Origin of the sequence: Micromonospora maris AB-18-032 (assembly GCF_000204155.1) — a bacterium.
In the GTDB taxonomy this organism is placed as follows: Bacteria; Actinomycetota; Actinomycetes; order Mycobacteriales; family Micromonosporaceae; genus Micromonospora; species Micromonospora gifhornensis.
In genome coordinates this window covers 591,349-605,925 of record NC_015434.1, presented here as the reverse complement: position 1 = coordinate 605,925, position 14,577 = coordinate 591,349, and the positions used below count along the sequence as shown (strand labels likewise).

At 70.6% G+C, this 14,577-nt stretch carries 15 protein-coding genes; 3 read left to right on the top strand and 12 right to left on the bottom strand.

What is annotated here, in order from left to right:
* Positions 1-80: 80 nt before the first annotated feature.
* The 9 genes from VAB18032_RS29850 to VAB18032_RS02830 form a co-directional block, all read right to left on the bottom strand.
* Entirely contained in the window at positions 81-869 is a 789-nt protein-coding gene (locus VAB18032_RS29850; RefSeq protein ID WP_013731270.1) for a methyltransferase, read from the bottom strand.
* Between the two features lie 106 nt (positions 870-975).
* Positions 976-1,707 carry an ABC transporter ATP-binding protein gene (locus tag VAB18032_RS02865; RefSeq protein WP_013731269.1) on the bottom strand — a complete coding sequence of 244 codons (732 nt, stop codon included), beginning with the start codon at positions 1,705-1,707 and terminating at the stop codon, positions 976-978.
* The gene (locus tag VAB18032_RS02860; protein ID WP_013731268.1) at positions 1,691-2,488 is read right to left on the bottom strand and encodes an ABC transporter ATP-binding protein; all 798 of its coding nucleotides are present in this window, start codon (positions 2,486-2,488) and stop codon (positions 1,691-1,693) included. The genes VAB18032_RS02865 and VAB18032_RS02860 overlap by 17 nt, the downstream gene beginning before the upstream one ends.
* The gene (locus VAB18032_RS02855; RefSeq protein ID WP_043719543.1) at positions 2,485-3,525 is read right to left on the bottom strand and encodes a branched-chain amino acid ABC transporter permease; all 1,041 of its coding nucleotides are present in this window, start codon (positions 3,523-3,525) and stop codon (positions 2,485-2,487) included. Before VAB18032_RS02855 ends, VAB18032_RS02860 begins: the two co-directional genes overlap by 4 nt.
* Positions 3,522-4,385: an ABC transporter permease subunit gene (locus tag VAB18032_RS02850; protein WP_043722802.1), complete on the bottom strand. Its 864-nt coding sequence runs from the start codon at positions 4,383-4,385 to the stop codon at positions 3,522-3,524. The genes VAB18032_RS02855 and VAB18032_RS02850 overlap by 4 nt, the downstream gene beginning before the upstream one ends.
* Positions 4,386-4,419: 34 nt before the next feature.
* Entirely contained in the window at positions 4,420-5,634 is a 1,215-nt protein-coding gene (locus VAB18032_RS02845; RefSeq protein WP_013731267.1) for an ABC transporter substrate-binding protein, read from the bottom strand.
* A 45-nt stretch (positions 5,635-5,679) separates the two neighbouring features.
* A complete protein-coding gene (locus VAB18032_RS02840; protein WP_043719538.1) occupies positions 5,680-6,264 on the bottom strand; it encodes a GTP-binding protein in 585 nt (194 codons plus the stop codon).
* Between the two features lie 2 nt (positions 6,265-6,266).
* The gene (locus tag VAB18032_RS02835) at positions 6,267-6,671 is read right to left on the bottom strand and encodes a roadblock/LC7 domain-containing protein (protein ID WP_013731265.1); all 405 of its coding nucleotides are present in this window, start codon (positions 6,669-6,671) and stop codon (positions 6,267-6,269) included.
* Positions 6,668-8,935, bottom strand: a complete 2,268-nt coding sequence (locus VAB18032_RS02830; protein ID WP_043719534.1) for a sensor histidine kinase — start codon at positions 8,933-8,935, stop codon at positions 6,668-6,670. The genes VAB18032_RS02835 and VAB18032_RS02830 overlap by 4 nt, the downstream gene beginning before the upstream one ends.
* Before the next feature lie 468 nt (positions 8,936-9,403).
* Between VAB18032_RS02830 and VAB18032_RS02825 the strand changes: the two genes are divergently transcribed.
* Positions 9,404-10,009: a hypothetical protein gene (locus VAB18032_RS02825; protein WP_013731263.1), complete on the top strand. Its 606-nt coding sequence runs from the start codon at positions 9,404-9,406 to the stop codon at positions 10,007-10,009.
* Here the strand turns inward: VAB18032_RS02825 and VAB18032_RS02820 are convergent.
* The gene (locus VAB18032_RS02820) at positions 9,999-10,445 is read right to left on the bottom strand and encodes a hypothetical protein (protein WP_013731262.1); all 447 of its coding nucleotides are present in this window, start codon (positions 10,443-10,445) and stop codon (positions 9,999-10,001) included. The genes VAB18032_RS02825 and VAB18032_RS02820 overlap by 11 nt on opposite strands.
* A 35-nt stretch (positions 10,446-10,480) precedes the next feature.
* Between VAB18032_RS02820 and VAB18032_RS02815 the strand changes: the two genes are divergently transcribed.
* Positions 10,481-11,068 (top strand): HD domain-containing protein, encoded by a 588-nt coding sequence (locus VAB18032_RS02815; RefSeq protein WP_013731261.1) that lies wholly within the window; start codon positions 10,481-10,483, stop codon positions 11,066-11,068.
* Positions 11,065-12,039, top strand: coding sequence for a phosphotransferase family protein (locus VAB18032_RS02810; protein ID WP_013731260.1), 975 nt, complete (start codon positions 11,065-11,067; stop codon positions 12,037-12,039). Before VAB18032_RS02815 ends, VAB18032_RS02810 begins: the two co-directional genes overlap by 4 nt.
* Positions 12,040-12,174: 135 nt before the next feature.
* On the opposite strand, the gene VAB18032_RS02805 is transcribed toward VAB18032_RS02810, so the two are convergent.
* Together VAB18032_RS02805 and VAB18032_RS33415 are read right to left on the bottom strand one after the other, a co-directional pair.
* The gene (locus VAB18032_RS02805) at positions 12,175-12,840 is read right to left on the bottom strand and encodes a 2'-5' RNA ligase family protein (protein WP_013731259.1); all 666 of its coding nucleotides are present in this window, start codon (positions 12,838-12,840) and stop codon (positions 12,175-12,177) included.
* Positions 12,837-14,192 carry a helix-turn-helix domain-containing protein gene (locus tag VAB18032_RS33415; protein ID WP_013731258.1) on the bottom strand — a complete coding sequence of 452 codons (1,356 nt, stop codon included), beginning with the start codon at positions 14,190-14,192 and terminating at the stop codon, positions 12,837-12,839. Before VAB18032_RS33415 ends, VAB18032_RS02805 begins: the two co-directional genes overlap by 4 nt.
* Between the last annotated feature and the right edge of the window lie 385 nt (positions 14,193-14,577).

Below are 14,577 nucleotides of genomic sequence, written 5' to 3'. Positions count from 1 at the left end.
ACTGGTGTTTGTCACCGGATCCCAATCCGCGGCTGCCGTGACCGCCGGGGGCGGTTCGGCTGTTGCTCGGCGCCCATGGGTCATTCGGGTTTCCGCGCGAGACTGGAGGTGAACTGGTAGCCGCGCAGCGACACGGTCGGGTCGGTCATCAGCTCGCCGAACCGGGTCAGGTCGGCCTCGTCCAGGTCGGCGACGGGCAGGAGCCGGTCGTGCAGTTGGTGGGCGTTGTCGGCCAGCAGCAGGCATCCGGGGCCGCCGCCGGTCCAGGTGTCGGCGCGGGTGTGGCTGTGCACGTGTGTCATGCCCGCGTCGAGCAGGTGGGCGTGGATGTGGTTGCCCCAGTCCAGGTCGGTGCCGCCGTCGGAGAGGATGTCGAGGATGGCGTGGATGACCCGGTGGATCAGGTCACGGTCGTCGGCGGCGGGTGCCCGGTGGATCACGGTCGGGCTGTAGACGATCTCGCCGACCGCCAGCCACCCACCTGGTCGCAGGAGCGCGATCATCTGCCTCAGCAGGTCGGTGCGGTTGGCGAGGTGCTCCAGCACGCAGCGGGCGTGGATGAGGTCCAGGCTGTCGGGTGTGATCGGCAGGTCGAGCCCGTCGCGTAGGTCTCGGCGGTGCACGTCGATGACGCTGGTGGGGTCGAGCAGGCCGGTGTCGAGGTCGACGGCGATGACCCCGCCGGTGGGGCCGACGGTGTCGGCGAGGTGTCGGGTGATCGAGCCCGCGCCTGCGCCGACGTCCAGGGCCTGCCAGCCGGGTCGGATGGGGATCTTGGCGAGGTCGTGGCGGGTGATGGGGTCGAGGACCTGTTGCAGGGGGCCGAGCTGGGCCGGGGCGTTGCGGAACTGGTAGGCCGTGGTGGTCACCGGGCGTCTCCTTCGGGCGTGGGTGGGCAGGGTGTGGCGGGCGGATGCGGTGCGATTCGTGTGACGAACGGCAGCTGCGGGTTGAGGGTGGAGTGGGCCGGGTTGGTCATTGGTGGGGCGTCGCGGTCTCGTCGCCGGGGTCAGTGAGGGTGAGGTGTCGGCGCAGCAGGTGGCTGGCCGCGGTGCTGGTGTGGGTGTGGCCGAGGAGCTTCCCGGCGGCGAGGACGTGGATGGTGTCGGCGATCGTCGCCGCGACATCGGTGTGGGGAAGCGCGGCGAGGACGGTCACGCCTCGTGCGGGCAGGCCCTGCAGGACGGTGGTGATCTGGTCGGCGACGGTAGGGGCGAGGCCTTCGGTGGGTTCGTCGGCCAGCAGCAGTCGGGGTGCGGTGCGCAGGGCTCGGGCGATGGTGAGCATCTGTTGTTCGCCGCCGGAGAGCTGGTGGGCGCGGTGTCCCATGCGGGCGGCCAGCGGCGGGAACATCGTCAGGAGTTCCTCGACGGTCCAGGCTTCGTCGCGTCCTGCGGTGGGCTGTGTGGCGGCGAAGTGCTCGGCGACGGTCAGTGAGGGCCACAGCCGGCGGCCCTGGGGGGCGAGTGCGACTGCGGCGCGGGCGGCGGTGGTGGGGTGCCAGCCGGTCACGTCTTCGCCGTCGAGATGGATGGTGCCGGCGCGGGGGTGCAGGTGGCCGGCGAGGGTGTGCAGCAGGGTGGTTTTGCCTGCTCCGTTGGGTCCTACCAGTGCGTGCACGCCGGGGTGGCGCAGGTCGAGGGTGAGGTCGTGGAGTACGGGGGCGCCGTGGGGGTAGGCGACGGTCAGGTCACGGATGTGCAGCATGGCCACCTCCGGTGCCGAGGTAGAGAGCGGCGACGCCCGGGTCGGCGCGCACGGTGTCGGCGGGGCCGTCGGTGTGCCGGCGGCCCTGGTGCAGCACGGTGATCCAGTCGGCGACCGCGGCGACGACGTCCATGTGGTGTTCGACGAGCACCACGGCGATCCAGCTGGGCATCCGGTGGATGGTGTCGATCAGGTGGCCGGTTTCGGTGTCGGTGAGTCCGGCTGCGGGTTCGTCGAGCAGCAGGATCCGGGGTTGGCCGGCGATCGCGACGGCCAGGTCGAGCATCCGCCGGTGCCCGTGCGACAGAGAACCGGCGCGTTGGTGGGCGTGGTCGGCCAGACCGACCAGGTGCAGCACCTCCATGGGGGTGCGGTCGGGGTTGCGGCGATGGTGCCAGCCGCCGATCCGCACGCAGTCGAGGCAGGTGAGGTCCGGCCAGAGGGTGGGGTGTTGGAAGGTGCGGCCGATGCCGGCACGTGCCCGCCATTCGGCGCCGTGTCGGGTGACGGTGTGGCCGTTGTAGGTGAGCTGGCCGGTCTGGGCGCGGATGGTGCCGGCGAGCACGCCCAGGAGAGTGGACTTGCCGGCGCCGTTGGGTCCGATGACGGCGTGCCGGTCGCCGGGGGCGATGGTGAACGTGTCGAGGTCCAGCACCGTGAGCGGCCCGTAGGCGTGGCGCAGACCGGAGGCGACCATCCCGTTGCCGTGGGCGTGATCGGGATCGCGGCCGCTGCGCGGCGAGGGTGGCTGGTCCGGTTCGACGCGGTGGACGATTCTCACGACGTCCTCCTGACGCTCGCGTTGGCGGGTGCGGGCGGCGCGCTGTGGGGGCCTTCGGACAGTCGGCGGCGGAGGCGGGTGGTTAGGGCGGTCAGGCCGCCGGGCAGCAGGTACACGCCGATCACGAACAACGTGCCGAGCAGCAGCGGCGCGTGGCCGGGGACCTCGACGGCGACGATGTCGCGGACGATGAGCACGATCACCGCCCCGACGGCCGCGCCGATGAGGGATCGGGCGCCGCCGATGACGACGGCGAGCAGGGCCAGGGCGGCGACACCGAAGCCGACATCGGCGGGGGTGATCCACCGGTGGGTGTGGATCAGCAGGGCGCCGGCGATTCCGGCCAGTCCTCCGGCGGCGGTGTGGACCATCCACAGGTATGTGTAGACGAGATGGCCGCTGGCGCGGGCCCGGTCCTCGTTGGTCCGGGCGGCGGTGAGCAGCATCCGCCGGTCTCCGCGCAGCAGCCACACGGCCACGAAGGTGGCCGCCGCCGTGATCGTCGCGGCGTAGAGCAGGACCATACGGTCGCCGTGCAGCGGTGGTAGGCCGGGTAGGAGGCGGGGTGCGGGGATACCGGCGAGGCCGTCGGTGCCGCCGCTGACCGCCCGCCACTGCCCGGCGGTGATCGCGGTCAGCTCGGCGACCGCGAGGCTCAACATGAGGAAGACCGTGCCCCGGTACCGGACCAGGACCGTCCCGATCAGGCCCGCGACGACCGCACCGCCGACAGCCGCGCAGAGCAGGTGCACGGCGGCGGTGTCGATTCCGGTCAGGGCGAGGCGGGCGGTGAGGTAGGCGCCGACGGCGTAGGGGGCGACCTGGCCCAGGGTGGGCAGGCCTGCGTGCCCGGTGACCACCGCGACGCTGACCGCCAGCAGCGCGAGGGGCAGCATCCGGGCGACGGTGGTGTGCAGGTATGAGGCCGGTGACATCGCCACCGCCGTAACCGCCCCAGCGGCGAGCGCGATCGTGGCACCCCACTTCAGCAGCGGTGGCGTCCGGTCGGCGGCGAACGCCTGGGTGAACGCGCTCATGAGGCTGCCCCGTTCGGGACAGTGGGGCGGCGTGCCACGAGGGTCACGGTCATCGCGGCGATGAGCAGATACGGTGCTGCCGTCGGGACGGTGACCACGCCGACGGTCTGCACCACCCCGACCCCGATCGCGGCGGTGACAGCGCCGGGTACCGAACCGAAGCCACCGCAGACCACGATGATCAGCGACAGCAGCAGCGTCGTGTCGGCGGTACCGGGACCGACGCCGAGGATCGGGGTGGCAAGGGCACCGGCAAGCCCGGCCAAGGCTCCGGACGTCACCAGGACGGCGGCGTCCACGGTACGGGGGTTGACGCCGATCCCGGCGACCATCGCCCGGTCGTCGACCGTGGCCCGGATCAGCCGACCCGCGCGGCTGCGGTGCAGCACCACATACCCGACGGCGGCGACCAGCACGGCGACGGCGAGCACGGCGAGCCGGTCGATCGGATACCGGTACCCGACCACCATGACGGTGCCTTCCAGCGCGGCGGGCATGCGGGGCCGCAGCACGTCCGAGCCGAAGATCGTGGTCAGCAGGTTCCCGCCGATCATGGCGATGCCGAAGGTCAGCAGCGCCTGATCCAGGTGCCCGCGTCCGCGGAGTCCGGCGGTGGCGGCGGCGAGGACTGCGCCGCCGGCCGCGCCTGCGACGGTGGCGAGGACGGTGGCGGCGGCGAGGCTGGCCCATGTGCCTGCGGTGGTGGTCGCGGCGATGTAGCCGCCGGCGGCGATGAGGACGCCGTGCGCGAGGTTCAGCACCCCACCGGCACCGAAGGCCACGGTCAGTCCGGCGGCGGCGATGGCCAGGAGCAGCCCGTAGGCGACCCCGTCAACGGCGGTGATCACGAGCGTGTCCACGTGCACGGCACCTCCCTTCGTGAACCCTGGTGGCTCAGGTGGTGGGCAGGGTGGTGAGGTCCTGCAGCAGCACGTTGGACAGGACCGGTCCGTCGGGTCTGACCTCGCGCAGGTACCAGCGCTGCACCGGACGGTGCTCGGTGGGGTGGAACTGCCAGTCCCCGCGTGGGCTGTCGATCCGCCCCACCTGCCCGATCGCGGTGTTGAGCGTTTCGCCGGTGACGGGGCCGTCGACGGCGGCTAGGGCGCGGTCGAGGACGGCGGCGGCGTCGTAGGAGGCCATCGCGAACGTGGTCGGTTGTCCGGGGTAGCCGGCGGCGGACCAGGCGGCGACGAACTGCTGGTTCGCCGCGTGCGGCAGGGTCGGTGAGTAGTTGAGGACGTTGCGGATGCCGGTGGCGGCCGTGCCCTGGGCGTCGAGCACGGATCCTTCGGTGAGGAATCCGGCCGCGTACAGCGGTACGTCTTTGAGGGCGGACTGCCGGTACTGCTTGACGAACGCGACAGCCGGACCACCGGCGTAGAAGGTGTACACGGCGGCCGGTCGGGTTTCGGCGGCCTTGTTCAGGTACGGCAGGAAGTTCTCCGTGGCCGGGAACGGTGTGAACACGGTCTTCCCGTCCGGGTTGGCGAGTTTCCCACCGAGGGTGGTGAACGTGTCGGTGAAGCCTCGCAGCTCGTCCCAGCCGCCCTGGTAGTCCGGGCCGATCGCGTACACCGTGCCGTCGCCCACCTCGGTTTTGATGTGGGCGGCGATCGCGATCCCCGGCTCGTCGGAGTTGTAGGAGGTGTGCCAGGTGTAGGACAGGTCGCGGGGTTTGCCGGCGACGGGGGCGAATTCGGGGCGGGCGTTCGCGCCGAGCAGGGGGATGCGTCGTTCGTGGGTGAGGGTTTGGACCTTGTCGACGGTGGCGCCGCCGACAAGGCCGGTCAACGCCACCACCCGGTCGCGTTCGAGGAGTTTCTGGGCGGCGGGGACGGCGGTGGCGGGGCCGTCACCCTCGTCGGCGACGACCAGGTCGATGTCACGGCCGCCGAGCCGACCGTCGTGGGTGTCGAGGTACAGCTGGAAGCCGCGCCGCATGTCCTCCCCGACGCTGGTGTAGATGCCCGACAGCGACACCAGCAGTCCGATCCGCACCCGGTCGGGATCGCCGGCGCCGCTGCCGCACGCCACACCGGCGGCGAGCAGGCTGGTGGCGGTGACGGCGGCCAACGCGTGTCGCAGCTGTGCACGGGCACGTTGCATGAAGTGCTCCTTCTTTTTTGTTGAGAGGTGAAGCGGGCCGGGTGGTCAGGAGGCGACGCCGGCCGGGGCCTGTGTGGTGGCGATGACGTGCTCGACCAGGGCGATGAGCAGGTGGCGGACGCTGTCGCGGTCCCGGGCGTCGACCTCGACGATCGGCACATCACCGGCGAGCGTGAGCGCGTCACGGATCTCGCCCGGCGAGTAGACGTGCGTGTCGGGGAACTGGTTGACCGCCACCACGAACGGCAGCCGCCGGTTCTCGATGTAGTCCAGGTGCCGGAACGAGTCCGCGAGCCGGCGGGTGTCGACCAGCACGACCGCGCCGACGGCGCCACGCACGATCGCGTCCCACATGAACCAGAACCGTGCCTGCCCCGGCGTGCCGAACACGTACACCGTGACGTCGTTGATCGCGAGGCGACCGAAGTCCATCGCCACCGTCGTGGTCACCTTGCCCGGACGGTGCGACACATCGTCGCCACCGGCCGACATGCGGGCCTCGGTGGTCAGGGGGGCGATGTCCGACACCGCCCCGACCAGGGTGGTCTTACCCACCCCGAGTGGCCCGGTCAGCACGATCTTCAACCCCTGTGGCGCGTTCGTGGACGGACGGACCGGCCTGGCGGGCATGGTCATCGTGTGCCGGCCGCCGCGGCAGCGAACGACGGGTTCAGGTAGGAGTCACCCACCTGCTCGGCGAAGCGCTCCAGTTCCCCGGTGACGAACGCGAGGTCCGCATCCCGGCGAGCCAGGACGAGCAGCGACGCACCCCGGCTCAGGCTGGTCAGGATCAGGTAGCCCCGGTCGGTGTCGGTGATGTTGCCCCGCACCGCGCCCGCGTCGAAGTCGCGGGCGGCGCCGTTGAGCAGGCTGTTCAGCCCGGCCGCGACCGCGGCGAGGCGTTCGGCGGCATCCCGGTTGAGCCCCTCGGTCCAGGCCAGCAGCAGCCCGTCAACCGACACCGCGACGGCGTGACTGACCCCGGCGACCACGCGCACGTTGTTGTTCAGCAGGAAACTCAGGTTGTTGTCGCTCATCGTTGTTCTTCTCTCGGCTGGTGGGAACGGCGGCCGAGGCCGCGCTGGTAGGCATCTGCGGTCTGCGCCAGGCCCGCCGTCGGACGGCAGCGCGCCGCGACAGGAGCAGACCGGACGGCGGGCGTGAACGCGGTGGTCGGCTGCCGCTTGGGCAGTCCGTTCGAAGTGGTCGCACCGCCACCGAACGGCACGGTCTCGGCGGACACGTGCACGGTGCCGCCTTCCTCGAACCACGCGGATGGGCTATGCCGTTCACCGGCATGCCGGTAGATAGGTGGTTCCTGCCCGCCCGGGCCGAGCCGCTGTACGGGGATCTGCGGCAGGGCCTGGGTCGGCGCGTCCACGGGCGCCGGCCGGTGGTGCCGGCGGGAAGGTCCACCGGGGTGAGGTGCGGAGGTGGCGGGCAAAGCGATGTGGGAGGCGGGGGTGCCGCCGGGGGCGCGTCTGCCGGCGATCGGTCCGGTCGGCAGCGCCACGCGTTCAGGGATCCGGACGAGAAGCTTGTCGGCGGGGATCTCGACCTCGGCGACCGTGCCGTGCGGTGACGCGGGAAGCAGCCGCACCCGCAACCCGTGCGCGGCGGCCAGCAGCGCCACCGTGGCTATGCCCTGCCGGCGGATGTGCTCCACCCCGATCGTCGGTGACGGTGCCGCCAACTCCTGGTTGAGCTGGTCGAGAAGATCGCGTGCGATGCCGTTGCCCGTGTCGGTGACCTGCAGGATCGCCCTGTTACCCATCAGGTGGCCGGAGACGAACACGTCGTCGGGGCTGTAGCGGGCGGCGTTGTCCAGCAGTGACGCCAACAGGTGAACCAGGTCGTCGATCAGTGCCGGCGGCACGAGCACACGGTCGTCGACCAGCCCGAAGATGATGCGCCGGTAGTCCTGGATCCGGCTCTGCGCCGCCTGCACCACCGTCACCAACTCGGCCGGCTCCTCGTACGCCATCCCGAGCGTCCGACCCGACAGGACCAGCAGGCTCTGCGTGCCGTGTAGCAGCTGCGCCGCCAGGTTGTCCACCGCGAACAGGGTCTCCAGCGTCGCGGAGTCCTTCTCGTCGCGCTCCGCGCGGTCCAGCTCACCCAGCAGCCGGTTGGTGATCGCCTGACACCGCCGCCCGACCGCTTCCACCGCGCCGACCGCCACCTGGCGATGCCGGGCAAGGTCCGTCGAGATCCGGTACGTGGTTCCCGCGAGGGTGTCGAAGGCGGCCGTGACCTCGTCCACCTCGTCGCGGACCGTCGCCGGCGCCAGGGCGCGCGGTGGCGCCGGTACCGAGCCCGGATCGGTGGGGTCAGCCGACTCCACCCGGCGCACCAGTGCGGGCAGCTCATCCCGGGCCATCCGGGTGACGGCGTCACGCACTCCACGCAGCCGCCGCGCCAACACCCGGCCCTGCCGCCACGCGAACACCGCCGCCGCCGCGAGCAGCACCGCCGCCACCCCGGACAGCACGCCGCTGGTCACCCACTGCCGCGTCCGCTGCCGCCCGACCTCGGCCAGGATGTCGTCATCGATACGAGACTGCACCTGGTGCAACCGGTCCCGACGTTCACCGCTGGCGGCCGCCCAGCGGCCAGGCGCGACCCGCAGCCGCTGACCGACCTGCGTCCGCGCGATCCCGTCATCGATACGCTGCGCGGTGAGCACCTGCTCGCCGGTCAACGCCTGATCCAGCCATGCCCGCCACCGCGTCGGCGAACGCCGCGACACCACCAGCAGCGCCTCGTCGAACCCGGCCCGCGTCGCCGCCAGGTCCCGTTGCACCGCCTGCGACACCACCCGGCCACTACCCACCGCCACCGCCGCCTGCTGGATACCCGCGTACTCCGATGCCTGCGACAACGCCGCGGCCACCCGCAAATGATCGGCGAGCACACCGTCCGCGCCGCCCACCTGACCCACGGCCTCCCGCACCGCCAGGCCACGCGCGATCACCGCCCGGTACCGCACCAGTACCGCCGTCAACGACGTCGACCGTGCCTTGACCTGTTCCCGCAACGCCGGCAGCAGCCGCAACTGCTCATCCAACGGGCCGACCAGCCGCGCGACCGCAGGCTGCGACATGTCCAGCCCTGCGCGGCGCTGCCGGTAGACGTCGATCGCACGGTCGGACACCGCGCTCTGCTCCAGCACCGCGTTCAACCCGCCACCGGCATCCGAGACCACCGACACCGCGACCTGGCGCTCCCGGTCAAGCTGGTACAGCACCTCACCGACAGCGGACGACACCGCCACCAGCACCTGAAGGCGATCAGCACTCACCGCCTGCCGCGCTGTCGACGTCACACCCCAAGCCGCAAACAGCACAGTCGCGGACAGCGGGATGGCCAGCAACAGCGCCAGCCTCCGGGCAACACGCACACCAGAACCCTTCAGATCGCACGGTCAACGACCCCATGACGCGATGGAGTGAGAACGCCGCGGTACACCGTCTCGATGGGCGGCCTGCCGGCACGATCGCGTGCCAACGAGACGACTTAAGGCGAGGTCGATCAATGTCGGCCAGATCCGTCGCCGGGTTCCGACATTTCGATGACAGTCGTGGTCCGAGAAATAGCGGCGGACGAATGTCAGCAGATTGTCGGAGGTCAAGGCCGCCGCTTATCGACATCGACGGCGGCAGGCTCTGATGGCTTTGTCACCACCCGCATTTGTTCAGGTGGTGAGGGACCCCAGCCGCAGTGTGGCGTGTGGTCTCCCGTGTCCACTGCCCTTTGGGAGGGATGCACCATGACCAGTCCATCGATGCCGGAGGTCCGGAAGGTCGGTCGTCGGGCCGCTGAGATCCTCGACCGGATGCGCGCCCACCCGGCCTACCACCGGTTGCACAGCTCGTCGATGAGGTACTCCAGCTGCTGGGCCACGTTCACCGGATACCCGGCGATCAGTCGCTGGTCGCTGGAGCGTGACGCCGGGCCGCTGCTGGAAGAGGCGCTGCGGGTGCTGGCGCTGAAGGCGGCGGTGTTCGAGCTGTCCGACGGCGACGAGCGGGCCGCCGAGCTGCTGGTGCCGGCGCCGGTCGACGAGATGATCCACGCGGTGCTGGCGCAGTTCACGCTGATGACCCGGATGCAGTCCGACCTGGCAGTGGTCTTCCCCCACGCCACGGAGCTGGAGGAGTTCACCTACACCCGAGGGTGCGTCACCGACGCCTACTACGCCGCAGCGGGGTGGGGTGAGCAGCCGCTGCGGTACTGGCTGGACTCGGCCGAGGTGACCCGACGCCTGGACCTGCTCAACGCCCACTACCAGGCGGCTGGTCTCGGCCGTGACGGGCGCAGCCACGACTTCGACTTCGACCAGCCCGAGCCGGTCGCCGTCGGGGTCAGCGGTTAGCCAGCTCCACCGACAGCACCCGCCGCAGAGCCGCCACCGTCTGCTTCGCGCCGAACCGCTGCGCGGCCAGCCGCTCGGCGCGGGCGACCGCGGTGAAGATCTGCTCGGAGGGTGCGTCCCGCAGCATGGCGACGAGCCAGCCTTCCAGATCCACCACGTCGGCGGGCAGTTCCAGGGCCGCCGGTGTCGGCGCCGGCCGGGGTGCCTGGTCGGGGACCGGTTCCCCGGCCGAGGCGTACCGGCCGGCGGGAAGACCCACCCGGAACGGGTGCACGCACACGGCAACGCCGTCGGCGGTGGCACGCCACCCAAGGTTCTGACGGTAGGCGAACTCGGGTCCGGGCCGCTCGACCACGTCGAACTGGCCCGGCCCCAGCTGCTGAGCGGGACACACGACGCAGGTCTGCTCACACCAGTGCGGAAGCGGCCCGGACATGGCGCCGATCGTACGGTAATCAGGAGGTACCGGGAATGACGGTCTTATCCCCTCCCCGTCCTGCCGTCATCGACCGCGCCCTGCGCGACGCCAAGGCGTGGTGCGCGGGACACACCATCGATGACCGGCCGGCTCTGGTCCACGCGGTCCGGGTCGCGGTGACCGTCGGCAACCACGTGCCCGCGTCACCACCGGAGGTGATCGCGGCGGCACTGCTGCACGACGCACCCGATCTCGCGCCGGCCACACTGGACGTGTACCAGGTCCTCACCGCCGCATACGGGCCCGAGGTACCGCGGATCATCGCCGCGCTCCAGACCGAACACCGGTCCCTCGACGAACCAGACCCGCCCATCTGTGTCGATGACCCGCCGGTGCTGCTCGCCTCCACCGCCGACAAGATCGTCGCGCTGACATCGCTGCTGCGGCGGGCACGGGCCAGCGGAGACATGACCGGGTTCTTCACCCAGCGGCTGATGCTGTGCGGGCTGCTTCCGCACTTCCGCGCCTTCCAGCAGGCAGCCCACCCGCGGGTGCCGGCCGGCATGTCGGCGCACCTCGCCGCCGTCCTCACCCGGCTCGAACAGGTCACCGCCGGAATCCCCGCAGCGAGGCTGCGGTGAACGCGCCCAGGCTCGACGAGCGCCTCGTCGCGCAGCTGCGATGTGACCTACTCACCGCGGCGCGGCGGGTGCCGGCCGGTCGGCAGGCCATCCAGGAGTGGGAGCTGTCCGCCGTCGAGCGGCTGTTCTTCGCTGACGGCAGCAGCGTGATCTGCAAAGTCGCCGCCAGACCGTTCACCGGCGAGGCCACCGTGCTGCGGGCGCTCAACGAGCAGGGAGCCTCAGTTCCGGTGCTCCACGGCTACGCGATGCGCCCCCAGACGCTAGGCATGCTGATGGATGATCTCGGCGAACCGGTCAGGGCAGCGACCGTGGCGGAAGCCGCCGCCGCTGCCCGCCGGATCCACGCCGCCACAGGCATCACCGGCCTGCCCACATTCGACCAAGCGGGCCTGGCACGCCTGCCCGGACAGGCACTCGACGCGCTGACCGCGCTACGCCGTCGGGAACGCTTCCCCGACTCCGGCCCGATCGAGGAGTTGCTGCAGCGGCTGACCGCCGTCGCACAACGCAGGGCCGACGGTGCCGAACGGCCACCCTTCGGGCTGTGCCACGGCGAGTTCCACCGCAGCTCACTGCACGTCACCCGGACCGGATGCCGCCTCGTCGACTGGGCGAAAGCGTTCACCGGACCGGGCCTGCTCGACCTGGCGACCTGGTTCGGCACCCGCACACCACCCCAACCCCGTCTACTCACCCGACTCATCCGCGCCTACATCGCCGCCGGCGGACACCCAGACGCGGAAGCCGACCGGGGCGGCCTCCCCGCCGCCCGGTGGGCGCTGGGATGGCACCGGGTCTGGGCGGCCTGGTGGCTCCTGACCACCGCCGCCGGCCACCACCGCCCCGACACCGACCGGCATCACGTCCAGGTCGTGCTCCGACAGCTCCACGGGGCCGCACAACTGCTCGGAGCAACACAGCCCACCAGCACCGCCCGTCCATCACTGGAAGCGGGAAGCCCATCGTGAAACGACTCATCATCGACACCCACGCCTCCTCCTGCTACTTCCGCACCTCCGTGGGCGGGAACGGCCGCAAGGCGCTCGTGCAGATCACCGAGCGGTGCAACGCACTGCGCCCACTGCTTCGGTGGCGAGCCGATGTCACCCGGCCAGGGGCACGGTTGCGATTGTTTTCCATCGGTAGGCGCGGTTCTCTCGTCGAAGTGCGATCAGCGGCATCTGCCTGATCGTCACCGATGCCGGGGGGTGTTCACGGAGTTCGGCGAGCCGGGCGCGTATCGGTTCGGTCGGTACTGGTGCGCCGCTGTAGGCGATGGTGACGTGCGGCCGGAATCCCTGCGCGGGTTCGGGGACGATAGGCCATACAGCGCCGATGGCGTCCCGGATGACAGCACGGAGATGCTCCACGCGGTGCCAGGGTCGGACGAGCAGGCCGATTCCTTCGGCGTCGGGGTCGACCGGGCCGAGTGACAGTTCCAGCGGCGGCAGGCCGGCGCACCGCTGTTGGGCTTCGGCAACGATCGCCTCGATGTCGGTGTCGGGCACATCGTCGGTGAAGCCGAGGCCCTGCATCGTCAGGTGCAGACCGTCGATCGGCACGAGGTCCAGGCCGGGTAGCGCCAGATCGTGTTGGAGTTCGGTGACGAGCTGATGGAGTTTTGGTTGATTGTTAAAGGTGAGGTGCCAGGTGTAGAAGTGGCGGTCGGCTCGCCAGCCCGGGCGCCAGTACCAGTGGTTGGTGAGTTCGGGCAGGTTCTGGTAAGCGGTCCAGCGCTCGTGGAGGCTGGCCAGTTCCCGACTGCTCATGGCGGCGATGGTAGAGCGGACGGTGCCGTGGCGCCGACCTGTGTCCGGTCGGCGAGCAGGTCTGCGACGTGCCGCAGCTGTGGGTGGTGGGCGAACGGCTGGGCGGCGGTGAGGAACTGGCGGGCGCGCTGGTGGACTGATTCGAAACGCTGTTCCGCCGTCAGGGTGAGCGCTTCCACCGCGAGGGTCGCTGCCCGTTCGGGATCCGGGTTGTCGGCGTGCAGATGCGCGGTGGCCAGGTCGAGGCGGCTCAGTGCCCGGGGACCAGCGAGCCCCGCCGCGTCGAAGGCGGTGATGGCGGTGGTGAGGTGGTCGGTGACGCCCGAAGTGCGGCCGAGGGCCAGGTAGGCGGTTGCCGCGTTGGCCGCAGTTCTGGCCTGGCAGTACGGGCCGAGGGTAAGGCTCGCGCTGACTGTTGAGTCGACCGGATAGTCGGACAGCATCGTGAAGGCACCGTCGACAGTACGATCGACGCCGTAGCGATCACCGAGATGAGCTAGGGCCCGAGCCTGGCCGTTGACGGCGAGACGGATGCGGTGTGGGCTGGTGCCAGCGCGGCGCAGGCCGTCCTGGGCGTAGGCCAGGGCGTCGTGGTAGTCGCCGGAATAGAACGCGACGAGGCTCTGCGTCGCCCGCGCCCATGCTTGCACGTCAGGCTGCTGCGCCGCGTCGGCCAGGTCGAACGCCTCGGCGGCGTAGGCGTGCGCCATACGGTATGCGCGCAGGTCCAGAGCGAGGGCGCCCAGAAGGCCCGATAGATGGGCGGCGGCGGTGTAGAGACGGGCCCGTTGCGGTGGGTGCTGCCGGCCCCACATGAGCTGATCGACATATGCGCGCAGTGGTCGTAGCCGAGCCGTGAGGATCGTCGGGGTGAGGCGTTCGTTGTCGGTGATCGCCTGCCGAATTTCATCTTCCAGGTACGCCAGTCGGGCGTCGTCGTCGGTGCCGGACTTCAGCGCTAGCCGTCGAGCGTCGATGCTGTTCTCGTGTTCCCACAAGACATCGCAGTTACCCGATTCGGTTGTGCTGGTACCAGTGCGGATGGGCGTCGCCTGTCGAAGCATGCGCCCGGGTTCCTGCATCGCCGTCACGCGATGCCGCCGACGGCCCATCCCGGCGATGCGGTCGTACTCGGCGGCGAGCGCTCCTCCGGTCTGTAGCACCGCATCACAGCGTGCCCAGAAACCCCGGTCGGGGTACTGGTGGCCGGTCTCGGTGTTCGCCACGGAGCTGCGCCCGTATTGCACGAGCTGGGCGAATCCATGCTGGGTGTAAGCGGCAGCTTTACGCAACTGGGCGAGCCGACGGCCGAGCGCGCGGCGTGCGTTCCTGATCTCGTCGCTGGTTGCCATCGCTGCCACCCCCGGGCTGCCTGCGGTTGCTGCGGTCACGACGCGCGCACACCATAGCTGCCGCTTGCCCGGTGCGCCGACGCCGTTCAGCACCATTATGAAGATCGACAGGCGCCTGCAGGCGGGTCGCGATGTCGCAGTCTTGTCGGAATTGGTGTCGGAGCAGCTGACAATGTCAGCGCATACCGCCGCGGGTGCTCCGGCCCTATTAGGTCCTACCGCACGTGCATGGTCTCCGAGCCCGCGATGCCATCGTCGGGCCGCCCGGCATTCCAATCGGGTTTGAAGATGACGGACGGCCGTTCCCGGACGGCGATTTGCTCGGCTGAAGTGGCACCACGATAGTGAGCGACATACGGCGGGGGGTCGTTTAAGGTCAGAATTT

Coding starts and splice junctions, on each gene's coding strand:
- VAB18032_RS02865 (WP_013731269.1), bottom strand. CDS start 1,707: ATGCTGCACATCCGTGACCTGACCGTCGCCTACCCCCACGGCGCCCCC.
- VAB18032_RS02855 (WP_043719543.1), bottom strand. CDS start 3,525: ATGAGCGCGTTCACCCAGGCGTTCGCCGCCGACCGGACGCCACCGCTG.
- VAB18032_RS02845 (WP_013731267.1), bottom strand. CDS start 5,634: ATGCAACGTGCCCGTGCACAGCTGCGACACGCGTTGGCCGCCGTCACC.
- VAB18032_RS02840 (WP_043719538.1), bottom strand. CDS start 6,264: ATGCCCGCCAGGCCGGTCCGTCCGTCCACGAACGCGCCACAGGGGTTG.
- VAB18032_RS02835 (WP_013731265.1), bottom strand. CDS start 6,671: ATGAGCGACAACAACCTGAGTTTCCTGCTGAACAACAACGTGCGCGTG.
- VAB18032_RS02825 (WP_013731263.1), top strand. CDS start 9,404: ATGACCAGTCCATCGATGCCGGAGGTCCGGAAGGTCGGTCGTCGGGCC.
- VAB18032_RS02820 (WP_013731262.1), bottom strand. CDS start 10,445: ATGTCCGGGCCGCTTCCGCACTGGTGTGAGCAGACCTGCGTCGTGTGT.
- VAB18032_RS02815 (WP_013731261.1), top strand. CDS start 10,481: ATGACGGTCTTATCCCCTCCCCGTCCTGCCGTCATCGACCGCGCCCTG.
- VAB18032_RS02805 (WP_013731259.1), bottom strand. CDS start 12,840: ATGAGCAGTCGGGAACTGGCCAGCCTCCACGAGCGCTGGACCGCTTAC.
- VAB18032_RS33415 (WP_013731258.1), bottom strand. CDS start 14,192: ATGGCAACCAGCGACGAGATCAGGAACGCACGCCGCGCGCTCGGCCGT.